The 24,522-nt window shown below is 45.0% G+C and carries 33 protein-coding genes and 2 tRNA genes; 19 read left to right on the top strand and 16 right to left on the bottom strand.

All coding sequences use genetic code 11. The features are described 5' to 3' along the window. Positions 1–132 precede the first annotated feature (132 nt). Positions 133–627, top strand: a complete 495-nt coding sequence (locus QVC96_RS12410) for a hypothetical protein (protein ID WP_287689440.1) — start codon at positions 133–135, stop codon at positions 625–627. Positions 628–728: 101 nt separating this feature from the next. After that, a complete protein-coding gene (locus QVC96_RS12405; protein WP_287689439.1) occupies positions 729–1,166 on the top strand; it encodes a phosphate-starvation-inducible PsiE family protein in 438 nt (145 codons plus the stop codon). Positions 1,167–1,273: 107 nt separating this feature from the next. On the opposite strand, the gene QVC96_RS12400 is transcribed toward QVC96_RS12405, so the two are convergent. After that, positions 1,274–1,363, bottom strand: a tRNA-Ala gene (locus tag QVC96_RS12400). Positions 1,364–1,462: 99 nt separating this feature from the next. Next, a complete protein-coding gene (locus QVC96_RS12395; RefSeq protein WP_287689438.1) occupies positions 1,463–2,650 on the bottom strand; it encodes an RNA-guided endonuclease InsQ/TnpB family protein in 1,188 nt (395 codons plus the stop codon). A 119-nt stretch (positions 2,651–2,769) separates the two neighbouring features. Between QVC96_RS12395 and QVC96_RS12390 the strand changes: the two genes are divergently transcribed. Then, entirely contained in the window at positions 2,770–4,089 is a 1,320-nt protein-coding gene (locus QVC96_RS12390; RefSeq protein WP_287689437.1) for a glycosyltransferase family 4 protein, read from the top strand. Between the two features lie 164 nt (positions 4,090–4,253). Further along, complete coding sequence (locus QVC96_RS12385; RefSeq protein WP_238024958.1) at positions 4,254–4,676, top strand: universal stress protein; 423 nt, start codon at positions 4,254–4,256, stop codon at positions 4,674–4,676. 96 nt (positions 4,677–4,772) lie between these two features. Here the strand turns inward: QVC96_RS12385 and QVC96_RS12380 are convergent, their stop codons facing one another. Beyond that, positions 4,773–5,957 carry an RNA-guided endonuclease InsQ/TnpB family protein gene (locus QVC96_RS12380; RefSeq protein WP_287689436.1) on the bottom strand — a complete coding sequence of 395 codons (1,185 nt, stop codon included), beginning with the start codon at positions 5,955–5,957 and terminating at the stop codon, positions 4,773–4,775. A gap of 120 nt (positions 5,958–6,077) precedes the next feature. On the opposite strand from QVC96_RS12380, the gene QVC96_RS12375 reads away from it, so the two are divergent. Beyond that, positions 6,078–6,431, top strand: coding sequence for a hypothetical protein (locus QVC96_RS12375; RefSeq protein WP_238024961.1), 354 nt, complete (start codon positions 6,078–6,080; stop codon positions 6,429–6,431). 2 nt (positions 6,432–6,433) lie between these two features. On the opposite strand, the gene QVC96_RS12370 is transcribed toward QVC96_RS12375, so the two are convergent. Beyond that, positions 6,434–6,520 (bottom strand) — tRNA-Thr (locus QVC96_RS12370). Positions 6,521–7,166: 646 nt separating this feature from the next. On the opposite strand from QVC96_RS12370, the gene QVC96_RS12365 reads away from it, so the two are divergent. Continuing rightward, positions 7,167–7,364, top strand: a complete 198-nt coding sequence (locus QVC96_RS12365; protein ID WP_238024962.1) for a hypothetical protein — start codon at positions 7,167–7,169, stop codon at positions 7,362–7,364. Positions 7,365–7,590: 226 nt separating this feature from the next. Here QVC96_RS12365 and QVC96_RS12360 read toward each other — a convergent pair whose 3' ends face one another. Next, positions 7,591–8,067, bottom strand: coding sequence for a methylated-DNA--[protein]-cysteine S-methyltransferase (locus QVC96_RS12360; RefSeq protein WP_287689435.1), 477 nt, complete (start codon positions 8,065–8,067; stop codon positions 7,591–7,593). Beyond that, on the bottom strand, positions 8,068–9,693 hold the full coding sequence (gene thrS / locus QVC96_RS12355; protein WP_238024977.1) for a threonine--tRNA ligase: 1,626 nt from the start codon (positions 9,691–9,693) through the stop codon (positions 8,068–8,070). It lies immediately after the preceding gene. Between the two features lie 45 nt (positions 9,694–9,738). Here thrS and QVC96_RS12350 point away from each other — a divergent pair, with 45 nt between their 5' ends. The 4 genes from QVC96_RS12350 to sucD are packed head-to-tail and all read left to right on the top strand — an operon-like array spanning position 9,739 to position 13,217. Further along, on the top strand, positions 9,739–10,689 hold the full coding sequence (locus QVC96_RS12350) for a UDP-N-acetylglucosamine--N-acetylmuramyl-(pentapeptide) pyrophosphoryl-undecaprenol N-acetylglucosamine transferase (protein WP_287689434.1): 951 nt from the start codon (positions 9,739–9,741) through the stop codon (positions 10,687–10,689). Continuing rightward, positions 10,682–11,347 carry an endonuclease III domain-containing protein gene (locus tag QVC96_RS12345; RefSeq protein ID WP_287689433.1) on the top strand — a complete coding sequence of 222 codons (666 nt, stop codon included), beginning with the start codon at positions 10,682–10,684 and terminating at the stop codon, positions 11,345–11,347. The genes QVC96_RS12350 and QVC96_RS12345 overlap by 8 nt, the downstream gene beginning before the upstream one ends. A 2-nt stretch (positions 11,348–11,349) precedes the next feature. After that, a complete protein-coding gene (locus tag QVC96_RS12340) occupies positions 11,350–12,363 on the top strand; it encodes a succinate--CoA ligase subunit beta (RefSeq protein ID WP_238024996.1) in 1,014 nt (337 codons plus the stop codon). After that, entirely contained in the window at positions 12,360–13,217 is an 858-nt protein-coding gene (sucD, locus tag QVC96_RS12335; protein ID WP_287690501.1) for a succinate--CoA ligase subunit alpha, read from the top strand. Before QVC96_RS12340 ends, sucD begins: the two co-directional genes overlap by 4 nt. Before the next feature lie 2 nt (positions 13,218–13,219). Here the strand turns inward: sucD and QVC96_RS12330 are convergent, their stop codons facing one another. Continuing rightward, positions 13,220–13,417, bottom strand: a complete 198-nt coding sequence (locus QVC96_RS12330; protein WP_238025005.1) for a hypothetical protein — start codon at positions 13,415–13,417, stop codon at positions 13,220–13,222. Between the two features lie 76 nt (positions 13,418–13,493). Then, positions 13,494–14,036: a hypothetical protein gene (locus QVC96_RS12325; RefSeq protein WP_238025009.1), complete on the bottom strand. Its 543-nt coding sequence runs from the start codon at positions 14,034–14,036 to the stop codon at positions 13,494–13,496. A 106-nt stretch (positions 14,037–14,142) separates the two neighbouring features. Between QVC96_RS12325 and QVC96_RS12320 the strand changes: the two genes are divergently transcribed. Next, positions 14,143–14,859 carry a purine-nucleoside phosphorylase gene (locus tag QVC96_RS12320; protein ID WP_287689432.1) on the top strand — a complete coding sequence of 239 codons (717 nt, stop codon included), beginning with the start codon at positions 14,143–14,145 and terminating at the stop codon, positions 14,857–14,859. After that, positions 14,859–16,085, top strand: a complete 1,227-nt coding sequence (locus QVC96_RS12315) for an HD domain-containing protein (protein WP_287689431.1) — start codon at positions 14,859–14,861, stop codon at positions 16,083–16,085. The genes QVC96_RS12320 and QVC96_RS12315 overlap by 1 nt, the downstream gene beginning before the upstream one ends. Positions 16,086–16,126: 41 nt before the next feature. On the opposite strand, the gene mvaD is transcribed toward QVC96_RS12315, so the two are convergent. Both mvaD and QVC96_RS12305 read right to left on the bottom strand, forming a co-directional pair. Then, positions 16,127–17,098, bottom strand: coding sequence for a diphosphomevalonate decarboxylase (gene mvaD / locus QVC96_RS12310; RefSeq protein ID WP_287689430.1), 972 nt, complete (start codon positions 17,096–17,098; stop codon positions 16,127–16,129). Further along, positions 17,082–18,047 (bottom strand): phosphomevalonate kinase, encoded by a 966-nt coding sequence (locus QVC96_RS12305; RefSeq protein ID WP_287689429.1) that lies wholly within the window; start codon positions 18,045–18,047, stop codon positions 17,082–17,084. Before QVC96_RS12305 ends, mvaD begins: the two co-directional genes overlap by 17 nt. A 123-nt stretch (positions 18,048–18,170) precedes the next feature. On the opposite strand from QVC96_RS12305, the gene QVC96_RS12300 reads away from it, so the two are divergent. The 3 genes from QVC96_RS12300 (at position 18,171) to QVC96_RS12290 (ending at position 19,801) form a co-directional block, all read left to right on the top strand. Then, a complete protein-coding gene (locus QVC96_RS12300) occupies positions 18,171–18,782 on the top strand; it encodes a hypothetical protein (RefSeq protein ID WP_287689428.1) in 612 nt (203 codons plus the stop codon). A gap of 185 nt (positions 18,783–18,967) precedes the next feature. Beyond that, the gene (locus QVC96_RS12295) at positions 18,968–19,231 is read left to right on the top strand and encodes a winged helix-turn-helix domain-containing protein (RefSeq protein ID WP_287689427.1); all 264 of its coding nucleotides are present in this window, start codon (positions 18,968–18,970) and stop codon (positions 19,229–19,231) included. After that, the gene (locus QVC96_RS12290; protein ID WP_287689426.1) at positions 19,232–19,801 is read left to right on the top strand and encodes a hypothetical protein; all 570 of its coding nucleotides are present in this window, start codon (positions 19,232–19,234) and stop codon (positions 19,799–19,801) included. It abuts the gene before it with no gap. Here the strand turns inward: QVC96_RS12290 and QVC96_RS12285 are convergent. Next, on the bottom strand, positions 19,753–20,073 hold the full coding sequence (locus QVC96_RS12285) for a hypothetical protein (protein ID WP_238025016.1): 321 nt from the start codon (positions 20,071–20,073) through the stop codon (positions 19,753–19,755). The two genes, QVC96_RS12290 and QVC96_RS12285, sit on opposite strands and share 49 nt — an antisense overlap. Continuing rightward, a complete protein-coding gene (locus QVC96_RS12280) occupies positions 20,063–20,476 on the bottom strand; it encodes a glycine cleavage system protein H (protein WP_287689425.1) in 414 nt (137 codons plus the stop codon). The genes QVC96_RS12285 and QVC96_RS12280 overlap by 11 nt, the downstream gene beginning before the upstream one ends. 51 nt (positions 20,477–20,527) lie before the next feature. Here QVC96_RS12280 and QVC96_RS12275 point away from each other — a divergent pair, with 51 nt between their 5' ends. Continuing rightward, the gene (locus QVC96_RS12275; RefSeq protein ID WP_287689424.1) at positions 20,528–21,019 is read left to right on the top strand and encodes an HAD family hydrolase; all 492 of its coding nucleotides are present in this window, start codon (positions 20,528–20,530) and stop codon (positions 21,017–21,019) included. On the opposite strand, the gene QVC96_RS12270 is transcribed toward QVC96_RS12275, so the two are convergent. Continuing rightward, positions 21,008–21,607: a 7-cyano-7-deazaguanine synthase gene (locus QVC96_RS12270; RefSeq protein ID WP_238025019.1), complete on the bottom strand. Its 600-nt coding sequence runs from the start codon at positions 21,605–21,607 to the stop codon at positions 21,008–21,010. The genes QVC96_RS12275 and QVC96_RS12270 overlap by 12 nt on opposite strands. Positions 21,608–21,641: 34 nt before the next feature. Between QVC96_RS12270 and QVC96_RS12265 the strand changes: the two genes are divergently transcribed. The 3 genes from QVC96_RS12265 (at position 21,642) to QVC96_RS12255 (ending at position 22,943) form a co-directional block, all read left to right on the top strand. Continuing rightward, on the top strand, positions 21,642–21,995 hold the full coding sequence (locus QVC96_RS12265; RefSeq protein ID WP_238025020.1) for a hypothetical protein: 354 nt from the start codon (positions 21,642–21,644) through the stop codon (positions 21,993–21,995). 96 nt (positions 21,996–22,091) lie between these two features. Beyond that, positions 22,092–22,478 carry an HTH-type transcriptional regulator Lrs14 gene (gene lrs14, locus QVC96_RS12260; RefSeq protein WP_238025021.1) on the top strand — a complete coding sequence of 129 codons (387 nt, stop codon included), beginning with the start codon at positions 22,092–22,094 and terminating at the stop codon, positions 22,476–22,478. Between the two features lie 204 nt (positions 22,479–22,682). After that, positions 22,683–22,943 carry a sulfurtransferase TusA family protein gene (locus QVC96_RS12255; protein WP_238025022.1) on the top strand — a complete coding sequence of 87 codons (261 nt, stop codon included), beginning with the start codon at positions 22,683–22,685 and terminating at the stop codon, positions 22,941–22,943. Here the strand turns inward: QVC96_RS12255 and QVC96_RS12250 are convergent. The 3 genes from QVC96_RS12250 to QVC96_RS12240 all read right to left on the bottom strand — a co-directional run bounded on the left by QVC96_RS12250 (position 22,929) and on the right by QVC96_RS12240 (position 24,396). Continuing rightward, positions 22,929–23,276 carry a helix-turn-helix domain-containing protein gene (locus QVC96_RS12250; RefSeq protein WP_238025023.1) on the bottom strand — a complete coding sequence of 116 codons (348 nt, stop codon included), beginning with the start codon at positions 23,274–23,276 and terminating at the stop codon, positions 22,929–22,931. The two genes, QVC96_RS12255 and QVC96_RS12250, sit on opposite strands and share 15 nt — an antisense overlap. Positions 23,277–23,346: 70 nt before the next feature. Continuing rightward, positions 23,347–23,766 (bottom strand): CoA-binding protein, encoded by a 420-nt coding sequence (locus tag QVC96_RS12245; RefSeq protein WP_238025024.1) that lies wholly within the window; start codon positions 23,764–23,766, stop codon positions 23,347–23,349. Between the two features lie 66 nt (positions 23,767–23,832). Further along, positions 23,833–24,396 (bottom strand): hypothetical protein, encoded by a 564-nt coding sequence (locus QVC96_RS12240; RefSeq protein WP_238025025.1) that lies wholly within the window; start codon positions 24,394–24,396, stop codon positions 23,833–23,835. Positions 24,397–24,522: the final 126 nt, after the last annotated feature.

Raw genomic sequence — 24,522 nt, 5'->3', positions numbered from 1 at the left:
ATAGGCCGAATTTTATGCAATCCGGACACTCTCTCGTCTAAATATAAGGTGTCAATTATTGATGTTAGTTCATCTAGAACTATATGTAATATCCACGGTATTCGTGGTAGTTTAGAGGACGGTCACGACTATATGGTAGATCAAGGAAACCTAAAGATAGTGTCTATGTCTTCTCAACTTTCCTCCTCATTTAACTTGAGCAAGATAAAGGATACGTATGATGAAATTATCTCGGATACAGACTATTTAATAGTCGACTACGGCGTTCACATATACGACAAGGTGGTTTCTGGAGAGATCCTTGCGTTCTATGATGAGAGGACTGACCCTACACATATTATAGCTGTCAGCAGTCCTCAGGAATTCGTCATAATGTCCACGGAAAAGATGGTTGAATCATATATTGAATTAGTTAAGACTAGTAATGATTCTGCCAGAGGAGTTTTAGACTATATTGTGATTAACATGGTCAGAGAGAAGGGAAATTTCAGGATTAATATCAAGCCCACGTTAGGCATGCTAGTCATACCATTTTACAGAGACCTATCATTTAATGGATTTTGGAACGCTGACATTCCAAGGGAGGTTGTAGACATGGCAAACGCTATAGAGAATAGAGTTAGATGAAATTCTACTCGCCGGTCAATCCCAAGTAACTAAGCGTAAAGCAGAAGGTATATAGTAAAATAACCAATAATTATTTGAATGGACCAATATTACATGATCCTATGAAAATAATTAGTAGTTCACTCGTCTTTAAATCAGTATCAATAATTGTACAGATTCTTCTCTTGCTTGGTCTGGCTTTTACCATAGCGAGTACTGCTGTTCAGATAGTTACAGCGTTTCAAGCAGGGTTAATCTATGTTGCGTCGGTCATTCTTGAAAATGTACTTTTAATCATCGTTTTCCTTGAGGTCTACTTGAGTGCCCTAGATTTCTTTAGAGGTAAGGGGAGGAGCGTTGTCTATGTTATAGATGCTATGATCTCCTTTGTATCTAGAGAGGTTATCATCGAGATACTAGCTCCTCCCTTTAATTACACCGATCTGTTAACATTAGGAGGTCTTATCGTTGCAGGTTCCCTGGCGAGATACGTCATTTCTAGAAGAACAAGAAAGAAAATCAGAGGGCGACAACTTACAAGGAAAAAAGCAAGGCAATGACTAAAATCTTCAATGGATTTTCATTTCGTATCAAATTTTTAGATTTATTTCCCAATATCCTACAGATAGAATTAGAACATCAACCTGCCTATTCTGCAACAAGGATGTGGACCGGCCGGGATTTGAACCCGGGGACCTCTCGGTATCCTGCCCATGGGTTGCAAGCCGAGCGCTCTTCCAGGCTGAGCTACCGGCCCACATACTTTATCCTTTCGTTTGACTAAAAATGTTATCGCCAATTCTGTCAAGGTCATTCCTCCTCTATTAATGCGATGTACCCCTCGCATCTTTGTGAGCTACCCCGCCCTGAAGGGCGGAGCTTCCTGCTTCATGGACGAGGCTTGCCATAGAGGCCTCATCTCCACAGGCTCAACGGGTGGCTCCCACCCTGCCCTCCTGAGGAGGTTGAGGGAGGCGTTGAGGTCACGGTCAAGAACTAGGCCACATTGGCAGGTTATGACGCGGTCAGAGAGGGAGAGGTTATGTCTTCTACCGCACCTGGAGCAGGTCTGAGAGGAGTATGCGGGGTTGACTTCGCGGACCTCTTTACCGTGCTTCTGGAAGACCCATTTAAGGATTGAGGAGAACCTGGAGAGGGAGACGTCGTGGAGGTGCCTGTTCAGGGTTCTTGACCCGTCCCTGGTCATCTTCACCACGTTGAGGTCCTCGATCACAAGGATGTCGTAATACCTGGCCAGGACGTTGGCCAGCTTGTAGTAGAAGTCGGTCTTAGCGTTGATCACCCGTTCCAGGAGTTTCACTAGTCTAAGCCTGGCCTTCTCCCAGTTACTTGAACCCTTCCTCTTTCTGGAGAGAAGCCTGGAGAGAGACCTGTACCTGGATAGGACCCTCTCCAGAAAGCGGGGGTTATCTACGTAGTGGCCGTCTGACGTGACCAGGAGGTGGGAGATGCCTAGGTCGAGTGCAGCGACCTTCCCCGTCCTTTCACTTTCCACGTGAAGGTCTCCCTCCACCAGAAAGGACACGAAGACCTTGTTTGTTGGCGTCACCTTCACCGCGACCCTGCTGATCTTGTCTGGAAGCGGTCGATGGGCCAGGACCTTGAACACGCCAAGACCCGAGAGGGAAAGGTGAATCCAGCTCTTCTTCCCTGACCTGGCCGGCCTGGTCGAGAGGATCTTCCATCCCTTCTGTGGATACACCAGGGACCTGTACCTTTCAGGTTTCCTCTCCCTGGGGAACCTGGCCAGCCCCTGGAGAAAGCGATACCTGGCCTCGCAGTACCTGTCCGCTACGTTCTGGAAGACCTGGGAGAACACGCGTTTATACTCGCGGTCCTGCTTCCTCAGGTTAAGGGCGAGTTGCCTCAGCTCGGTCCTGTTCAACCACTTCCCATCCCTTTCATGGAATGCGATATCTGTATACCTTAAGGTGTTGTACGCCTCGCACAGCAACCTCAACTGGGATTTTAACTCCCTCAACACGTCAGGGGAGGCGTACGCCCTAAACCTTAAGGTATACATTACAATAAAGGTAGTTAGTTCATTTTAAATCTGTTTTGTTTGGACGCGTTCGTTCATCCCCGCCGTTAAACGGCTAGGTTTTCCGAACTTTTATAACAGATCGTTACGTTAGTTACAGCATGAAAATTGCCATCAATACTCAAACTCCGCCAATTCGTTTCAACTTTACCTATAAGGAACTCTTAGAAAGATATGGAGAAGTTCCAATTCCTCTTGATTTGAGTTCCCTGTCAGAGCAGGACTATCAGATCTCGGTGGGTGGAGTAGCAAGGATGATGATGTCGCTTGTTAAGACCTCTAATTTCGAGAGAAGTAGATGGGTAGCTTTAGGTCCTGGATATCCACCTCAAGTTACATTGGAAGGGATAGAGCTCCACTTCATAGATTTACCTCCCAATCTTCTATCCAGCTACACCAGATTCAAGGAGGGTCTATATAATGAGGCCCACGGACTTTACAGATATAATATCGTTGGATCGGACTATATAGCGTACGCTTCTTATAACTGGTATTCTGCCATAAAGCTTCTTGAGTTCTATTCTGATACCGATGTGTACCTAATCAATGATTTTCAGCAGTTACTGGTTGGTGGGATTATTGGTCCATCAGCGCCAGCAGTTCTTTGGTACCATATTCCTTTCATACCAGAGAGACTGAGCGATAGGGTTAGGGAATTTCTGGTCAGATCATTTGAGGGTTTCGATCTGGTCATATCCAGTACCAAAAGGGACCTAGAGGGACTGGTCAGATCCGGTGTCAAGGTTAAGGTCAGGCAGATATATCCTTTCATAGATCCTTCAGCATACACCCCTGTAAGCAGAAGCGAAGTCGAGTCCGTCTCTGAGAAGTTCGGGATAAAGGACGACGAGAGGATAGTCCTCCTGGTTGGAAGAATGGACCCGATAAAGAGCCAAGATATTGCCATAAAGGCCATAAAGAACACCAACCTGAGGCTGGTTGTGGCAGGAAATGGAAGTTTCACGAGTAAAAACCTAGGACACGATAAGGCCAGCATCTGGGCTAGAAAATTGAGAGACTTAGTAGTCGAGTTGGGAGTTCAGGACAAGGTCATTTTCACTGGATATGTAAGCGATAGGGAGCTAATGGCACTCTACCAGAGAAGTGATGTGGTGACTCTAACTTCTAGAAGCGAAGGCTTTGGGCTTACCATCTGTGAGGCATGGAATTACAAGAAGCCGGTGGTAGTCAGTGAAGGTGCTGGCGCAAGCGAGCTAATCATAAATGGGGTAAATGGCTATACCTTTTCTCCAGATAGGCCTGATCAGATGTCTCAGGCTTTACTTGAGGCCGTCAAGAACTATGACAAGCTGGGCCAAAGGGGTTACGAGACATTAGCCCAATGTTCCGTGCAGACAGCATCGGGAAAAGTCAAGGAAGCTTTAGAGGAAGCTCAAAAGGGATACGTTCATAAGAAGTAACGTGCCTTAAGGGTGAAGATGGTGAGGACTCTTGTTTCATTCCAGGTTTAGGATCATCCAAATGTATGGCGTGGACATTCTTCAGAAGTTAACACTGATACAAGTTTTGGCCTTACTGTATCTTAGTAGAGCTTTAAATGGATCATGCTCCATGTATAATTGAAATGTTCGATTCAATTCTTGTCCCATTCGACGGATCTGAACATTCGAAAAAGGCCCTTCAAGTTGCCATTGATATCGCTAAGAGATACGGTAGCGTGATCTATGTCATAGAGGTAGTAGATGAAGCAGTATTTTACGGCTCAGGTGTGTTGCCTCCTCTAAATGCAGTAAAGGCCATGGAGAAGAAAGCTAAAGATGACATAGATAATGCATTGAAAGAAATAACGAATGCAGGTTTGAAGGGTGTGGGAGAGGCGCTTGAAGGAGACCCTGCCAGCGTCATACTTGATTATGTTCATAAGAACGGTATAAAACTGATAGTTATGGGAAGCAGGGGACTATCAACAATGAAAAGAGTCCTACTTGGCAGTGTCTCAACCAGAGTTGTTCAAGAGTCTAAGGTGCCGGTCTTGGTTATTAAGTGAGCTTATTTAACCCAGGCAAGATTAATTTCATCTAGACAATATTTCTTTACTACATGTTAAATTCAATGAACATCTAGATTAAAATTTGTTTGTGAGCTACCCCGCCCTGAAGGGCGGAGCTTCCTGCTTCATGGATGAGGCTTGCCATAGAGGCCTCATCTCCGCAGGCTCAACGGGTGGCTCCCACCCTGCCCTCCTGAGGAGGTTGAGGGAGGCGTTGAGGTCGCGGTCAAGAACCAGGCCACATTGGCAGGTGATGACGCGGTCAGAGAGGGAGAGGTTATGTCTTCTACCGCACCTGGAGCAGATCTGAGAGGAGTATGCGGGGTTGACTTCGCGGACCTCCTTACCGTGCTTCTGGAAGACCCATTTAAGGATTGAGGAGAATCTAGAAAAGGAAACGTCACGGAGATGCCTGTTCAGGGTTCTTGACCCGTCCCTGGTCATCTTCACCACGTTGAGGTCCTCCATTACCAGGACGTCGTAATACCTGGCCAGGACGTTGGCCAGCTTGTAGTAGAAGTCGGTCTTAGCGTTGATCACCCGTTCCAGGAGTCTGGCGAGACGGAGCCTGGCCTTCTCCCTATTTGAACCCTTCCTCTTTCTGGAGAGAAGCCTGGAGAGAGACCTGTACCTGGATAGGACCCTCTCGAGAAAGCGGGGGTTATCCACGTAGTGGCCGTCTGACGTGACCAGGAGGTGGGAGATGCCAAGGTCCAGTGCAGCGACCTTCCCCGTCCTTTCACTTTGAACGTGAAGGTCTCCCTCCACCAGAAAGGACACGAAGACCTTGTTGGTTGGCGTCACCTTCACCGCGACCCTGCTGATCTTGTCTGGAAGCGGTCGATGGGCCAGGACCTTGAACACGCCAAGACCTGAGAGGGAAAGGTGAATCCAGCTCTTCCTCCCTGATCTTGCTGGTCTAGTAGAGAGGATCTTCCATCCCTTCTGTGGATACACCAGGGACCTGTACCTTTCAGGTTTCCTCTCCCTGGGGAACCTGGCCAGCCCCTGGAGAAAGCGATACCTGGCCTCGCAGTACCTGTCCGCTACGTTCTGGAAGACCTGGGAGAACACGCGTTTATACTCGCGATCCTGCCTTCTTAGGTCAAGAGCTAGTTGCCTCAGCTCGGTCCTGTTCAACCACTTCCCATCCCTTTCGTGGAACGCGATGTCTGCATACCTTAAGGTGTTGTACGCCTCACACAGCAACCTCAACTGGGACTTTAACTCCCTCAACACGTCAGAGGAGGCGTACGCGCGAAACCTTAAGGTATACATTGCAAAAACATAGTTAGTTCATTTTAAATCTGTTTTGTTCGGACGCATTCGTTCATCCCCGCCGTTAAACGGCTAGGTTTTTCCGAACTTTTATAACCTTTGTCGGGAGAAATCTAACTAATGTTTGATACTCTTCTTCAGATAGCTGATGAGTTGAATAAGGGAAACCTGACCAAGGCTGGGAAGATGATACTTGAACTGGCTAAGGAAGAAGACGATGAGAAAATACTTAGGGTCTCCTCCGAAATCGAGAAAATACTTAGGGATCTAAATTCGAGAGAGTCTGTCCTAGATGATTTTGAAGATGAGGATATGGAATTGAGAAAAATAGAAAAGGAAATGGATGAGTTAAGGATGAGAAAGCTAAAGGTGCTATCCATTTATGTTCTCAGAAAACTTAGTAAGGGGAACCTGATCATAGAGAACATGATCAAGAAGTATCCAACCGCCCAAAGACCTCAGACATACATGTGAGGAGCCGCGGCCGGGATTTGAACCCGGGGCCTCTGCCTGCCCGGGTCTATTACCAGGGCAGCGCTCCAGCCAGGCTGAGCTACCGCGGCACAGTTTAGTAGAGCAAGGAGTAGTTCAAAAATTTTATCTTCTGGGTTCTAAGGGGAAGGATCCTATTCTAAGGTTAGGTGTGGAGATCCTTCAAAGGAAAAATGCTCAAAATGATATAGACTAGGTTTACTGCGGGTCTACTCATTTTGATGAATTAAGGGGCCTTTAACTTGAGATGCGCAACATACCTGACTAAGCCCTATTGCGGTCTATTAGTCTCATCATACGGTCACGTGGGATGGCCACCCGGGGACTGAACTCAAGGTCGGGCTTGTAAAGACTAATTTCTCCGTGACCCTACTGCACAGGGTCTTGGATGAATTCCGTCGGACGAAGCATCTGCCATGGGGAGAGAGGTCCGAGCACGGTCAGTAAACCAAGAAGTCTATCTGTGAGGGTGGAGCAGTTTACTCACGGTTATATTTTAGCGAGTATGAAAGATACACCGGGAATAAGGATACAAGTAAAGGAAGTTCATCCAATAATGTAAACCAGCTACATAAATCAAAAATTCCACTTTATAGAATAAGCCAATAAGCCTTCCATCGATCTCGTCTCCCATATGATCCCAAAATTTTGAGAGAGTGGGCCAAATCAGATTAGTAACGACCTTCTCTCCCTTCTATATATTTTTCTAAAAATACGATGGAAGTAGAAAATGTAAATCTAATAAGGAAAGTTGTTAATGAACTCATTTCAAGGCTTCCTGAGGATTGTGCCGAAATAGCCAATGAGCACTTCAGTTTAATGTTAGATGAGATAAAAGAGAAGGGGATAGAGAGGGCTACCAAGGATTGGTATATTGGAGAGACCGAGGACGTAGAATACAGTTTTAACCTTTAAAAATAAAATTATATAAGTTAAAGGATTTTTCTACCTTATATGGAGCAATTTTCTCTCCTTCATTTGAGCAAACTCTCAATTAACGATCTTTGGATGCTGGCTAGTAAAAATACTAGCCAGTGTGTAGTACCATAGTGATGTCCACCGGCGAACTGCCCCACCCTTATGGATGGGGTCTTCCGCTCCCCCAACCCCCAAAGAGATAAATGGGAAACTTGGTGGCCCACTACTTAGTCGCAATAGAGGACACTTTCCTTAAACTACCTTCTAACTCTAGAAGTCTCCTCTTTAGATCCACACCTCTGGAGTATCCACCTAATCCAGTCTCTGCTACAACCCTATGGCACGGAATCAATAACAAGATTGGGTTTTTAGATAAGGCAACGCCTACCGCCCTAGGTGAAGTGCCCACAGCATCTGCGACCTCCTTGTAGGTAGCCACTTCGCCCCATCTTATCTTTCTAACTTGTTTGTAAACTCTCATCCTGAAGCTGTTGGAATTGAGCCTGATAGGTATATCATCAAATTCCGTTCTCTTACCCTGGAAATAATTATCAAATCTTTTAAAAAGATCCCTAAAACTATCGTTGTCTACAAGGCTTTCCTCGGCGCATTTACAGAAATCTAGCATAACTATTTGCTCATCATCTGAAACAACCGTAATAGGGCCCAGAGGGCTAACGTAAGTCCCATACTTTATCATTCATCCAATCCTCTTAATCAGAGTGTTTTCAGCATCTCTATTCTTTATTTCTAGAGATATCTCATCTACAAATTTTGAAAGAGGTACACCCTTGATCTCAACATTTCCTCTGGCCCTTATGGTCACCTTTTCCTCCGAGGCCTCTTTCCTCCCCACTATGAGAAGGTATGGAACTCCGTCATCGTAACCTCTCTTGATTCTCTTTGAGAGAGTCTCACCACTCGGGTCAATCTCTGTCCTGATTCCCCTCTGGAGTAGCACATCTGCTACCTTCCTAGCGTAATCCAAGTTATCCTCGCTTATGGGGAGAACCCTCACCTGAACAGGAGACAGCCAGGTGGGTAGTTTTCCGCGGAAATGCTCAAGAAGTATAGCTATCATCCTGTCCAGCGAACCATATATGGCTCTGTGAACCATTACCGGCCTCTTCTTGCTTCCGTCTTCATTCACGTACTCCAGCTTGAATCTTTCGGGTAGATTGAAATCAACCTGAATGGTTGAGAGTTGCCACCATCTGTTCAAACTGTCCCTGATGTCGAAATCTATTTTGGGTCCGTAAAATGCACCCTCCTTATCCTTAACCACGTAGGGTACATTGAGCTCCTTAAGTACGTCGAGTAGGGCCTTAGTTGCCTTCTCCCATTGCTCATCACTTCCTATGCTTTCATCAGGTCTTGTGCTCAGGTTTATCCTGACGTCCTCTCCTTTGAACCCAAACCTGCCCAGTACGTCAAGCGTCTTCATAACTAGGTTCTTTACCTCATCTTTTAGCTGGTCCTCCCTCAGGAAGATATGACCGTCGTCCTGTGTAAACCCTCTGGTTCTAAGGAGGCCGTAAAGCTCACCCTTTTTCTCCCATCTATAGACGTTACCGAACTCCGAGAACCTGATGGGAAGGTCCCTGTAGCTCCTCACCCTAGATTTGTAAATCAGAATGTGAGCAGGGCAATTCATTGGCTTTATCCCAAGTTCATCATCGTCTTTCTGGAAGATCAACATCTTATCCCTGTAGGTATCGTAGTGACCACTTATCTTCCAGAGGACTGTCCTGAACACGTGGGACGTGTAGACCTCCTGATAACCCATAGATGCGTTAATTTCCCTCATGTAGTTTATCATTTCGTTTCTGATTAGCTGACCCTTAGGATGGAACAGGACTAGACCAGGACCAGATTCCTCGTGGAAGCTGAACAGATCCATCTTTTCCCCTATAATTCGGTGATCGGTCTCAGATGCCTTCTCCAGCCATTGTAGGTAGTCATCCAGCTGTTCCTTGGTCTCAAAGGCTATACCCCTTATTCTCACCAATTGTGTGTTGGCTGAAGGGTGATGTACCGAGATGTTTAAGACCTTAAAGTATCTAGGCTCCCCCGAGGGTATCACATCCCCTTGGAAGCTTATCTGTTTACCGTTATAGATTATCTTTCCGTCCTTTATTTCATATTTGTAATCCTTCCATTGAGCAAACTTCTCAGACTCCTGAAGAGAAAGAGACGAGTCGGACTGAACGTCAATGTAGAAATCCCTCTCTCCTAGGCCTACCTCAACTGGTGCAAGCCCAGCATTATGCATGTTCAACGCCATTATTATTGCTCCCTTTAGCCACAATCCTCTATAGGACTCCATGTTAGCCCTAAATAGGCTAAAAGGGTAAAAATCTTATAGTTTAGCATGAAGAGACTGCTCATCATAGCCAGCGGAGGAGGCCATACTGGATTTGCCAAGGCCATAGCGGAGTACCTCCCCTTTAAGGCAGACTTTGTAATTCCGGAGGGAGATGAGAACTCCAGGAAGCTAGTGAGTCCCTACGCCGGAAAAATATATGAGGTCAGTAAACCAAGGGATCCCAAGGGGTCAAATTACTCCCTTGTTACTAAGGGATTCAGAGCTCTCCACCAATCAATCTTGTTACCCAGATATGACGTGGTTGTTGCCACTGGTTCGAATCACTCAGTTATCCCTTCTCTCTTTCAGAGAGTGAAGGGATCTACTTTGTTCGCCCTGGAGAGTCAAGACAGGATTGTAACTAGAGGAAAGGCAGTTTCTATCCTCTCGCACTTCTCCAAGGGAGTGTTTCTTCATTGGAAGGAGCAATCATCGCTTTATAAAAACGGAATAGTGGTGGGACCTATTCTTCAAAGGAGGAAATACGATCCAGTAGACGAAGGATATATCTTGGTTACTGCAGGAACAGAGGGTTTCAAGGCTCTCTTTGATAAGGTATCCAACCTGGGCCTAACAAACTTGATAATTCAGACCGGAAAGGTATCTCCAGAGCCCTATGCGAAAAAGGGGATCAAGGCCTTCAGTTTTGATCCAGATATTGAAAGGCTGATTGCAGGGGCCTCCGTGATAATAACTCATCAAGGTAAAACGGCCATGGAGTCTGCTGTACTTTATGGTAAACCCACAATTCTAGTATTCAATAGAAGCCTTACTAGGGCAGCTACTTTTGAGGATGTGAAACTTTACTCCGAAATAATAGGAGCCAGGTTTTTAGAGGATCCCTCTACCTGGGATGATGAGAAGTTAATGGAGGCCATCAACGAGCGTAAAAAACCCAACTCCCATCAACCTGGGACGGAGAAGCTGGTAAAGGTGATCATGGATTATCTTGAATGAACTTGTGGGACTCTTTCGGGAGAACAGGGATATAATAAGAAGTACAGGCTGGGTTATCACTGATCCCAAATCCTATGCGTGGTGGGACGGCTTCGATTCTGCAGACAAAATTGTAATCTCCGCCTTTCTTGTTCAATTGACCAAGTGGGAGTCAGTTAAGAGAGTGATAAGGACACTTGAGGAAAATAGCCTAGCCAAGGTAGAGTCCTTGGCTGACCTTGATCTTCCCTCTCTAGAGACCTACTTCAAGCCCATCAATTTCTATCGAACGAAGGCTAGAAGGGTTATGAGCTTCGCGAGGTTCGTGAAGGAAATGGGAGGTCTTGATAAAGTCCTAGTCCTCGAAAAGAGACCCCTTCTACTGAAACAGGAGGGGGTTGGCGAAGAAACCGCTGATTCCATTCTGTTGTTTGCGGGAAATCAGCCCATTTTCCCCAGCACGGAGTACTCCAGAAGAGTCCTTAGCAGAGTAACAGGGCGAGACATGAGTAAAAGGGAACTTCCGGGATTCGTCTATAGCAATGTTCAACAGGATCTGTACCTGTATAAGATTTTGCATGCAGGTTTAGGCGCTGTTGGAAAAGCTTTTTGTTTACTAACCAAGCCTAAGTGTGATAGATGCTTTCTTAAACAAGTATGCGAATATAATTATAGATAGCCATGAAACTTTATGAGTACGAGGGAAAAAGACTTTTTTCACTTGTCAATATTCCAGTGCCACGCGGACAGGTGGTAAGGTCCCCGGTTCACGTTCAAGGAAAAGTTGTGGTCAAGTCGCAGTTACTCGAGGGAGGTAGGGGAAAAAGGGGACTTGTGAGGGTGACTGAGGACAGTTATGGAACCATTGAAGAGCTAATGAAGGAAGGCGTTAACACGTTCTTAATAGAGGAGTTTGTTCCTCACTCCAGGGAAATATATCTTTCAGCCATGATGGATAGGGAAACTGGAAATCCAATGATAGTGGCTTCCCCATTTGGCGGGATTAACATAGAGGAAAGCAAGGACGTAAGGACATTCGTTATCCCCATAGACAGAAAACTCATGAGATATGATATTGATGCAGTAGAGAAATATGTGGGATACAGGGGTCTAAGTTCAGTTATAGAAGGTCTACTCAGGCTCATCCTGGAGTATGACGCGGAACTGGCAGAAATCAATCCGCTGGCAATAACGGAGAACGGTCCCTTGGCTCTGGATTCCAAGGTTATCCTAGACGACAATGCGTTGTATAGGCATGAGGAGTTACTGAAGGAACTGCAAAGGGAGAAGGTCCCCACGGACTCATATGTGGAGCTGGAGGGTGACGTGGGTATAATAGGTAATGGCGCAGGTCTCACCATGGCAACCATGGATCTAGTGAAGCTGATGGGAGGTAATCCTGCGGACTTCTTGGACGTAGGAGGCGGTGCAGATACTGAGAAGGTGGCCTCGGCGGTAATTAGGGTTGGGAGTAATCCGAGGGTGAGAAAGATAGTGATTAACATCTTCGGGGGAATAACTAGGTGCGATGAAGTCGCTAAGGGAATTGTAGAGGCATATCAGAAGGTGAACAAGCCCATTTACGTCAGACTTACGGGTACAAATGAAGAGGAAGGAAAGAAAATCCTTCAAAGTCACGGAATAAGGGTATACGAAGACGCATTAAGTGCTATAGGTGATGCTCTACGTTCATAAATTCAGGAACCAGGGTTCTCGTTCAGGGAATTACTGGAAAGGAAGGAAGCTTCCACACCTCGATGATGCTCAAGTACGGAACTAAGATAGTTGCGGGAGTAACTCCAGGAAAAGGCGGAACTGAGGTAAATGGGGTTCCAGTGTACGATACTGTTAGGGAGGCGCTCAAGGAACATGAAATAGACGCATCCATAATTTTCGTTCCAGCACGCTTCGCTAGCGAGGCTGCATATGAGGCCGTGGACGCAGGAATTAAGCTGATCACGGTTATCACGGAGCACATACCTGTGATCGACGTTGCCAGATTCGTCAGGTATGCCAAGGTCAGAGGGACCAGAATAATTGGTCCCAACTGTCCTGGACTCATAGTGCCAGGAGAGTCACTCCTGGGAATATTACCAGCTAAATACTTCAGGAAGGGGACCGTGGGGATAGTGTCCAGATCTGGTACTCTTACGTATGAGGTCTCTCATCTAGTTGGAGACATGGGACAGTCCACTGTGATTGGAATAGGAGGAGATCCAATTGTTGGAACATCTCTTCAGGAAGTGGTTCAGGAGTTTGATCAGGACGAGAGAACAGAGGCAATTGTGATAATAGGGGAGATAGGTGGAACAATGGAGGAGAGGGTAGCGCAACTCAAGAGAGAGGGAAAGATCAGGAAGCCCATAGTGGGTTACATAGCTGGCTTAACGGCTCCCAGAGAGAAAAGGATGGGTCATGCCGGTGCGGTCGTCTATATGGGTATGGGAACCTTTGAAAGCAAGATAGAGGCCTTCAAGAAAGCTGACATACCCGTAGCTAAAACTCCTTACGAAATAAGGGATATCTTGACCAAAGTCGTCAGGAAATAAGATCAGTTGTTTCTGGGTTTTATCGTTATGGTGCCAGTGTCCTCATCGACCTGCAACATATATCTTTTTCCAAATTTTTCCACCATTGACTTTGGAATATACAGGTTTAGAGGTAGTGTGTAGTATTCATATTCATAAACCTTTCCTCTAACCTGTTTCTTTCCCACGAGCCTCTTTGCCTCAACCTCTCTTTCTTTCATAAGATAATAGTAAGGTCTCATTTTTTAAAACCTTTCCTTAAGCAGTTCCTTCTTTAGTTTCGAAGTAAAAGTAAAACTAGTATAGTCTAAACGACTTGTTAAGCATATGGAACACAAGCTCGTTTTTCAGTGCTGTTGGGGTAATTCTGAAGACTGTAGCCTCAAAAGAACCGTCCGAGAACCTTATTTTCAGATGGTAAATCATGTCGTTACCAGAGAAGATGGCCATATAGACGCAGTCGTTATACTCACAGTTCGGGCCTATGCTGGTCCTCACCCTTTCTCCGTTTACTATGGTAAACATTGTTTGTAGGGACCAGTCGGAAACGTTGATTATCTCGAGGGAGTCTACGAGTAGCTTATAGAGTAACCCTATCTGAGATATTTCAAAATCCTTTCGTGAGGGAGCAATCTCATCTTTTCTAACTCTGGAAAGTACGTCAGTTAGTTCTTCCTCAGTAAGCGATATAACAAGTTGTTTGTCATCTATATAAAAGTGGATGAAACCATCCATTGGTGGCGATACGTGGATAGAGTTAACCCTGAAGGACTCTATTACCCCATTGAATCTGGCCTTATCACCGTCAATCTCCACGGAGACCTTTTCATTTCCATCCATCACTAATCAGTTTTGTAGACGACGTATAAAACCATGTTTTACACTCCCTTCAAAAACTAAACTCTCCCAACGCTAATCTTAAAAATTTCATGAAGGCATTTGCTAGATGAACCCCGTTCACATCCTTGCAAAGAAGGGAGATATTGCAGAGAAGGTTTTAGTTGTGGGAGATCCGGGAAGAGCGGAACTTCTCTCCTCCCTGCTTGAATCTCCTAAGCTCGTTAACAAGAACAGGGGCTTTCTAGTCTACACTGGTACATATCGCGGTACTAGGGTTAGTATAGCCACCCATGGTATAGGTGGACCTTCTATGGCCATAGTTTTTGAGGAATTGCACATGCTGGGAGGCAACACCTTCATTCGACTTGGCACAGTTGGTGCCCTGAGGCCTGAAATAGGCCTGGGGGAATACATTATTCCCACGGGTGCATCCTATAATCCAGGAGGACTTTTCTTCCAGTATGTGGGGGATCTAACCTCTGTTTCGGCAACACCTGACCATGAGATAGTCTCTAGGCTTATCACATCTTTTGCCTCAGCGGGACGCAGATTTTACGCTGGAAATATTTTCAGTAGTGACGCTTTTTATGCTGAAGACGAGCATTTCGTAAAGAGATGGTCGGATAGGGGTAATATTGGCGTGGAGATGGAATGCGCCACCCTCTTCTTCTTGAGCAGGTTAAGGGGGACGAGATCTGCAGCGGTGCTGGTGGTTAGCGATAACTTGGCTTCTGGTGGAAACTGGATCTCCAAGGAGGACCTTGAGAGAAGCGTTGTCGACGGTGCAAAATTGATTTTAACCGTATTTTCGGAAATGAAATAATGAAATTAATAAGAGATCCAGTTCATGGCTACATAGAGGTCCCTGACAGGTTACTTCCTGTAATCTCAAACCCGCTTTTTCAGCGCCTTAGATACGTGAAGCAGACTGCCCTCGCTTACATGGTATACCCGGGGATGAATCACTCCCGTTTCGAACACAGCCTTGGGGTGATGCATCTCTCCCTGGAGTTTCTCAAGTATATCAAGGAAAACTCATCGCTAGAATTCCTGGACCAGGAGCTTATGGAACTTATAGCTACCACAGCAATGCTCCACGATGTGGGGCATCTTCCCTTCTCTCACACGTTTGAGAACGCTCTTCAGGTCGCAAAACGGATTTATGGCGTGGATGTATTTGAAAGGGACAAGAAGACCCACGTCATTCTGGGTACTCAGCTAGTGGAGAGTGGTTTGGGATCCGAGCTCGAGAAGAGCTTTAGGACGTTCGAGGACCCGGTTAAATTCATCACCAGGGTATTGCTAGAGACCCCCTCGAACAAGGAGGAGAAGCTAGCTCATTTGATAATCTCCAATTTCATTGACGCAGACAGGAGCGACTATCTCCTCAGAGATTCCTATTACGCTGGGGTGGAATATGGCCAGTTTGACATCGAAAGGTTGAAGAGATTCCTCTTTTTCGAGAATGACATGCTTGTGGTCCTGAGCAAGATCTTACCCATAGTGGAGCAATTCCTTCTGGCCAGAATGTACATGTTCCAGAACGTGTATTTTCACAGCGTTGTCGGGATGTATAACGCAATTCTCTCACAGGCCATAGCTCAGTTGTTAAGGGATGGATACCTAGTTGTGCCAACAGAGGTGAAGGACTTCCTGGTCTTTGATGATAATTTTGTGGTTTCAAAGTTACAGCTGGTCAGGCATGAATTACGTAATGCAATCATGTATAGGCAGGGTTTCAAGAGAATCAAGATTGAACCGGGTCCCAGTTGTATAGACAAGCTGGAGTCGATGAAGAAGGAAATATATGAGGATGTTAGGTCCTCTGATGGCCTTCTCGTTTACCATGAATTCAACGATGTTCCATACAGGGAAGAAAAGGATGAAGCGGTTTATATCCTCACTCCGCACGGGGTTGAGAGACTAAAGAGGATATCACCAGTTATCGGTTCATTAAGCGAAATCAGAAAGGTAGTTGTGGGCTATCATGTGAGCAGGGAGGATCTTGGAAGAAAGTATGAGAAGATCTTGACTGAATGTGGGGACTGATGATGCGTTCAATGCGAGGCGAGAGATAGCTCGCATTCAGGTTATACTAGATAAGGGCCCTTTCCAACCCTGCTCACTAGAATCTTCACGCTTCCAAGTTCCTTCAGGAATTTCATCACTTCACCCATGTCCTTCTCCAGCACAAATATGTGTGGATTTGGACCAGCATCAAATGTGTACCCAGCTTTACCGAACTCGGCTATCCACTCCATTACCCTGAATGATTTCTCGTTCAGATAATTCATTGGGGGCCATGAGTCCAGAATTACAGCGTGCATACTATTGCTATGTCTCATGGTGAGCTCGAAGAACTTGCTCGCATTTCTTGTCCTTATTGCGTTGACTACTTCCTCAAACGTTTCCTTAACGAACTCTAGTCTGCATTTCATCAGCGAGGAGGTGGCAGTAGTGTTCTCCATTCCAGATCTAGAGGACACCTTCTTTTTCTCCTCTCCGAAAATTGCTATGATATCCACAAGTTCCGGCCAATGATTAGGTGGGAAAATCTCCTCGCAGAAGGAATCCTCACCACTATCCAGGTCACCCTTATTCCATTTCACGAATCCGCCGAACATACTCCTGCACGCGCTTCCTGATCCGATCCTGGCAATCTTGGATAGCTCCCTGTTGCTCAAGCCCAGTCCTAGAGCAGAGTTTGATGCAAAGGTCAGCGCAGCGATTCCTGCTGCAGAGGATGCCAATCCAGCCGAGCTGGGGAAATTGGTTGTGGACTCTACCCTAGCGAATACACTTTTCCCGTATAGTTCCCTAAACCTTCTCAAGACCCTCCCTGCATACTCGTTCACCTCTCTCTCATCCAGTCTTTTACCATTAATGAGAACCTCATCCCTATCCAAGGATTCATCGAATGTAACCTTCGATCTGACCCACAGGGAGTCAAGTGATACGGAAAGTGAAGAATTCAACGGCAGATTAAGCTCCTTGTCTCTCTTTCCCCAGTACTTCACGATGGCAATATTGGAGGGTGCAATTGCCTCAGCTTCCAGTTTCAACTCTCACACCTTCATCCTGTTTAACATCTATGGTTCTAATACTCATTTTCTGCCAGGCCTCCCTTACTTTCTCAAGGTTCTCTCCTAAAGCCATTATGAGATCTCCTCCACCTGCTCCAGGCATTAGGGATATAAGGGCACCATTTTTCTCGGCTAGTGCCATCAGTTTCCTATCCTCCTCGGTCTCTAATTCCACGCCCACAACCTGTTTCGAGAGCAAGTTCAGGTTTCGTCGCGCCAACTTTATGTGAGGTATCGCGGCGTCAACTTTCCCGAGCTCCAGTAGTTTGATTGCCATCTCGTTATCTATTTCAATCTCGTGCATTACTTCCTTGAACCGCTGGTTTTCCTTAACTTCCTCGAATCTCCTGACCAAGTTTACCGTGTTAGCACTTCTCCCTGTAAAACCCAAGAGAATCTGTAAGTTGCCTGGAATCTGTAGTTTCTTTATGGTGGAGTCCACTTTGTTGATGTCGTTATATCTTCTGTACACAACACTACCGAAGGTAGCCGCGGCTATGTCGAACCCACTCCCAATACCTTTCTGTCGCCTATAGTTAGCCCTCTGCGAAAGCCTATACACCAGATCCACGTCCAGTTTTCCTTCTAGGGTATATATGAGGCAACCCGTTAGCGCCACAGTTCCTGCAGAGGAGCTTCCAAGACCGGTCTTCTTCCCATCTATCTGGAACTCTGGGTCGTTTATGAGGTAAACCCTTAAGGGAGGAATTTCGTAAACTCGTCTAACTTCTTCAAGCACGCTGTCAATGAGCTCGTTTTGACCCTCGAGGAAATTCCCGTATGATGTGATGAACTCCAGCCTTTGAGATTCCTCACACCTGCACCTGGCTCTCCTGTTTATGGCTATCACATGTGATATCCCACCGAATACCACTGAGTAGCTCCCTATCCATAGGACCTTTCCTGGCGCCGTTACCTCATTCTGCATTTATTTTACTCAATTGAATAAGACCATAAAGCTATTCAGGTGTGTTTACATGAGCTCTTAAGGTATGAGCAACAAGATCAGAATATAGCTAATTTCTTTATTCGAGATTTTTAGAATTTCCATATGGACTTTCTTGACAAGAAACACAGGACGGTTCTGGTGGCCGTAGCCAAGGAAGGTTATGGAGGAATCTCTATTGATCAGCTCTTTGCTACTCTGTCTCCATTTCTTAGCAAGGACACCATTGTGAAACTTATTGAAGATTTATACTTTTCCCAGTATATCGTGATCGTGAGGGACTCTGGCGAAATAAGATACATAGCGAGTAAGAGCGTTAGGAACGCAATGATCTCGCTGGAGCTTCAGAGATATAGATTGACCAAGTTTCTTGAGTCCCTTAAATCCCTTGGAACCTCTCAAGAAAAACCTAAGCCAGAGGAAATATCCAACTTAGTTGAAAAGGGATTAAGAATAGTGTCCACAGGTTATATTCAGCTACTTTCCGAAGTTCCAGAGCTCACCATTCCGGAGTACACCGAGATGATGGAGCTATTGAGCAAGGAATTGTTCGGAAAACTAATCCAGACGGTGGAGAAGGAGACACCCAACGATGAGATAGAGAAGTTGGTTGAATTAATTGGTAAATATCGTGGAGAAAGGGATGCTGAGGTAATAAAGAATCTGATGTTCATAACCACGAAACAGAATCAACCTCAATCAGGGACATCAAAATGAACTGAAGAGGATCCTTTGAGTTAGTTTAAGAAATCCATTTTGTTACGAAACTACTTGATTTTTACTATGTAAACAAGTTTACATGGGTTATTCATGTTTGCTCATCTGACAAACCGTCAGTTAATATGAAAACACTTAAAAAGAACAACTGTAGTATTATACTCATGCGATCTCGGAGGACATCAGTGGAAATAATGGCGGATATACTTGAAGTGGTTAGTAGTGGCAGTACTAGCAAGTCCTCCATTATGAAGAATGCTAATTTAAGCGAAGGGCTTACAGAAAAATATCTATTAATACTGAAGAGTAAAGGTCTAATTCAACAGAAAGATGGCTCTTTCCTGTTAACCGAGAAGGGTAGGCAGATCCTTAATAACTTTAGAGAAATTAGAAAACTAGAGCTAAGATTGGATGAACTCTTAAATTCGACATTAAATGAATTATCTTAGATGGCATCAACATTTGTACAGGAGGCCCTTCTGTTTTCGCTAATAATCCTTATGGAATTGGTGATCTCCTACTACGGTCTACAGAGGTTTGTAAGTAAACTGGAGCCAGTATCGCACAAGGTGGAAGACGTATTTCTGCTTTACACCTTTAAGCAGATCGTTAACTTCGTTTCAGATAACGACCTAGTTCAACAGAGCCTCGTTGGTTCACTGGCCGGTATGAATGATAAGGATCTTTTGGACTTTATGAGGAGTAAAATTGGTGATATAAAGAGTCAGCTCAGCGAGATTAGGGATGGAATCTCCAGATTCGAGAAGGCACGCAGGACCATATCCAGGATACTTACAATGTCTCTTCAGATAAGGATCATGATTGTAATCAGTCTAATAGGCCTAGCCCTGGTGATTTTCCTGCCCTACGATGCCGAGCTGATGGACTTGGGGTTAATGTACGGGATTGAACTGGTGGCACTCTATTACACCTTTCTATCCATTTTCCTCTATATGTCCTTGTCCAAGGATTATTCCAGTGTCTTAAAGTCCATAGAAAGTCTGGAGACCTCCAAGTAGGCAAGAAGGTCTAGTATTTTCCTCATATAGACCTTGACAAAGTAATACATCCTATACCTTCTGAAAACGTTCTCATCCTCTTGGAGAATGTTTATATAACTATCTGGATCGTACCTCTTCACATTTAGATTTCTGCCATCTATTGATAGGGAGTTGGGGCATTCCCTCTTGGATACGATGAGTATTTCGTCACCGTTTATTCCAGCTAGCATAACATCCCATTTGCCCACCATCTCAACGGCTTGGAGAACTACCTCTTTCTCACTTAGCAATTCTGCTGGCCTCCTTTTCAAATATCTCCTTCACTTCGCCCAAGGGTTTGAAGGCATTTCTGTCCATCTCCTCTACCCTGATTTTCACGATCCAGCTTCCATAGGGGTCATCGTTCAGCAGGTTGGCGTTATCCAAGACTCTTTTATTAACCTCTATGACCTCTCCCTGAATTGGGAACCTGAACTTTCCTATCCACTTTGCGCTTTCCACAGTGAATACAGGCGTCCTAGGGTTGATCTTCTCTCCCACATTTTTAGCAGATACTTGAAATATTTTCCCAGTCATATACTGTCCCAGATCGGTTACTCCTAGGGTCAGGATGTTTCCTTCCAGCTTTGCCCATACGTGTTTCTCAGGGTCATAGAGAAGGTCTTCGGGAAATGAAAAGCCATTTATTCGCATGTGGAATTTGAGGTAATCAATACTTATAAATCTTAATTTATTAAAAAACCCATGGATTTTGGGATATGGCTGGACGGCGTAGTTTTAGACGTGGATACAACCGAGTCGCTCTACTCCAGTTATAAGGGCAGTAACTCACCGGTTCCCATAACTAGTAGGGTGAACCCTGATTGGCCAAGCTTCTATGCGCGGGTGAAAAATAGGGGACGCGTCTACCTTCTCTCCCCTTACTCCTGTGAAGATACCCGGGAAATATTGAGGAAAGTGGGGATCGAGGAGAGGTTTGTGTGTAACACAGGCAAAACCAAGCCGTCTAAGGAACCAACAGAGAGACTTGTCATGGAGAATGGGCTAGATCCTCTAAATCTGGTGATCATAGGCTCATCACCATTGGATCTTCTTTCAGCGAGATTCTACGATTCAAGGATTAGGGTAGTCTGCGTGGTGAGGAAGAGCGATTGTTCCAAGTATAGCCCTTTCATTCAGGTCAAGAACCTAGACGAGGCCTTGAAGTCCCTGGAGAGGCTTAAATTACTGCCATAGATAGTTGGTCCTATCTTCCATGTCTGCTATCTTGAACGCCAGTTTCCTTGCCTCACACTGGGAACATCTTCCACAATGGGCCCTGTGACCTAAAAGGCACGAGTAAGTATCTAGCGGATTCATGCCGTACTCAACTCCAATCTTGAGTACGTGGGCTTTGGATAGTCCCATAAACGGGAAAACGAGGTTTATGCGGAGAGCTTCAGCTAACTTTCGCAGGGCACTCATAATCTCAGGCTTGTTGGATTCGTATTGACATTCTTCACTAACCGTGAAAACGTAAACTGAGGAGTAACCCATTTCCAAGGCATACGTGAGTGCGAAGGGAATCATCACAGCATTTCTATGTTTAATGGGTTCGTGCGGGATCAGGGACTTCCCTTCTCTGAAGTATTCTCCCATCTTCCTCACGTCAACCTCAATCAGTCTCTTTCCCAGCCTTTCGCAATTGACCCTCGCGTACTTAACCTGTTCCTTGAACGCTCTCTGACCGTAATTCATTATCATACAATCGTAATCCATTTCCCTGTATCTGTACATACCCGCAGTGGAGTCCAAACCACCTGATACTAGGAACAAGGACTTCATGCTTTTTTAAATAACAAAAAACGAAAATAAGTTAATGGAAAGCAAGGAAAACGAGGCCAAAAAACTGGCAGCCACCTACGCCAGATGGCTGCGAAATCCGGAGGAGGCCCTCTTTGGAAAAACGGGGAAGGGTGTGGTTATGCAGATGTATAACGCAATAAAGCAGGCCAAGACCAAGGACGAACTTGTTCAGGTTCTGGACCTATCCAAATACGAGCTGTCTAAACAAACTTACAATGATATGACCAGATTCATTAACGAACTCAGAAACAAAATTTCCCAAATGCCTGACCAGGATGCTATAAACTTTACAATAGAGGTAATGAGATACTTTCAGATATCTCTTTTCACCAAGCTCGAGGATATGAAGAGGGGACTTTGGGCCTAATGAATATTTTATTCTTGCAATAATCACGAGATACATTTTTGCTAAAATAAGCAAAGATTTATATATACGTTTTTACCACATATTATGTGAGTTAGAATGGAAGTCCAAAAATTAAAAGCTAGACTCCCTTCCGGAAGGGAAGTAGGATTGGTGGAAGCGCTGAGCTTCTGCTACGACATCTCTGACACGGATTTTCAGATACTTAAGGCATTGATAAACATGGGACCTAAGACTGAGGACGACCTAGCCTCCGTGCTGAAGCTTAGTAAGGCGTCCATAAACAGGTCCGTGAACAAGTTAATCTCCATTGGATTCGTGGAAAGGGTAAAGGATCAAGGATCAAAGGGAGGAAGACCAAGATACATATATAAGGCCGTGGACGCGGAAGCTCTCACGGATAAGATATCGAAGGACTTCGAATATTGTGCCAAGCTATTTAGCGGTCTAACTCCCGCCGAACTCAAGAGCTTTCCGAAGCCCTAGGGCATTTATAGCGGAACCTATCAGGCTCTCTCATGAAGGTGAGCTGGCAGATTTCTGTGTCAAAATAGTAAACCGTTTCCTCGTATTTTTGCTGATAGGGTGTGCATTCCGCTTCAAAGAGTCTATTACAAACTGGACATACAACTTTCATGATTTCTTTCATGATTAAGAAGACTTTTTAGCTTTTTGGGTTCATTAAATGCCATGGAGGAGCTAAATCTCTTGGATCTGGAATGTCCCGAACCATTCATGAAGGTAGCTGCAAAATTAATGAAAATGAAAGAGGGAAGGCTAAAGGTAACGTTCAAGGACCCCAAATGCGATGACATGATAATGGAAGCGGTGAAATTGATGGATTGCAAGGTTATAGAACATACCTCTCAGGGAGGCACTTACACCTTAGTTCTTGAGAAGATGTCCTCCTCTGGTAATGAAGGTAAGGTTCAAGAGTTAGGAGGTTGCTGATAGAATCTTTTCGGCACATCTCTTCAAGTCAATCTTGACTCTCTCCTGAAAGCTGTCAGAGACCGCATAAAGGAACTTCGGCCTTCCTATCTTTTTCCCGTCGACCTTGATTCTTTCGACCAGTCCAAGTTCTATTAACTTCTTCATGCTATTTTCCACCGTGGTTTTACTTAGCCCCATTATCTTACCAAGTTCCACCGAGGTCTTTGGCTCTCCAAGCTCAAGCAACTTGAACAGGCAATCAACATCGGTATCGCTGATCTTATAACAACACCTTATACTCTCCTTCTTCTCCTTCAATGTATCTTTAAGTGCGTCGAAAGTTTCCATCATAAATATTTATAAAGTATGCCCGTTAAAAACTTTTTCTATTTTTTCAGACATCATCCCAAAACCTTGGGCTCTATTGTCCGAAGAGTTTCACATACTCCTTATACATGCATCTATCTTGGATTACTATTAACCCCTCAGACCTGGCCTTTTCGGCAGACTTATCATCCCTTATTCCTTCCTGAAGCCAAACAGCCTTCACGTCGTTCCTTTCCCTTTTCCTTTCCAGCACTTGGTCAATAATGGCGGGTACATCCTTTGAGGGTCTAAACACCTGAACCACATCTATATCATCTTGAACGTCTTTTAATGAAGGGTATGATTTCCTCCCAAGAATTTCAGTTACGGTGGGATTTACCGGGTAAACGACATATCCGTGCTCCATAAGAAATTTGGGAACCCTGTGTGATGGCTTCTCGGGATCCTTGGAGAACCCGATTGTGGCTATCCTCTTGAAGTTGGTTAAAACATACCTTATCTGACTTTCCTCCATGGATTTATATTAGGTACGGAACATTTTAAAAGCTAATACTTGGTTTTCTAGCTATACTATTGAGTTTTACATGATGTTTACAAATCTTTCATTTAATAGTAGAATGAAGAACAGAATTGTGATCGTTCCTGTAGCGACATCCAGCACTCGGTCAAGGTTCCTAGGAAGGCGTAGGGTAGCCATTCCAACAAGTATGATTGAGAGACTGGTTACTATGGCGAACCAGGTTATTACCCCAGCCCCAAGGAGTATGGATCCCGTATTCATGGCTAAGATTATTGTAACTATCTTAGAGGGAGTAACGTTGAACATGCCCTGAATTAGTCCCGTGCTCTTGGGTTCGACTTCGAACTCCAGTCTAAATATCCCGGAAATTAGAAGGAGGCCTCCAAACACTATCCCCAATAGGTCAGAGGCCAGTTCAATTTCAGGCTTCACGTAACTAAAGTAAATTAGGACAAGAGAGAGCGGGATCGCTATCAGGGCGAAACCCGCCGAGTGAAATATGGCCATTTCCACCAATTTTCTGTTTTTCCTCACTAACCTAGCCGAGGAGATGTGATCGGGTTCCAGACCGTGCGCTACGCCTATCAGACCTACAGTTGCCAGCACGTCAGCAATGTTTATCATGACTCTGGCTACTCGCGTCCTAAAAAATACGTTATTGACACCTAAACCCAGGAGAATTGCCACCTGATGCTTAAAATAAACAAAACGTAAAAAGATACTTATAATAAGTTTTTTGGGGAAAATCTT

Origin of the sequence: Metallosphaera javensis (ex Sakai et al. 2022) (assembly GCA_021654415.1) — an archaeon.
Classification (GTDB): Archaea; Thermoproteota; Thermoprotei_A; order Sulfolobales; family Sulfolobaceae; genus Metallosphaera; species Metallosphaera javensis.
This window is presented reverse-complemented; position numbering and strand designations above follow the sequence as displayed.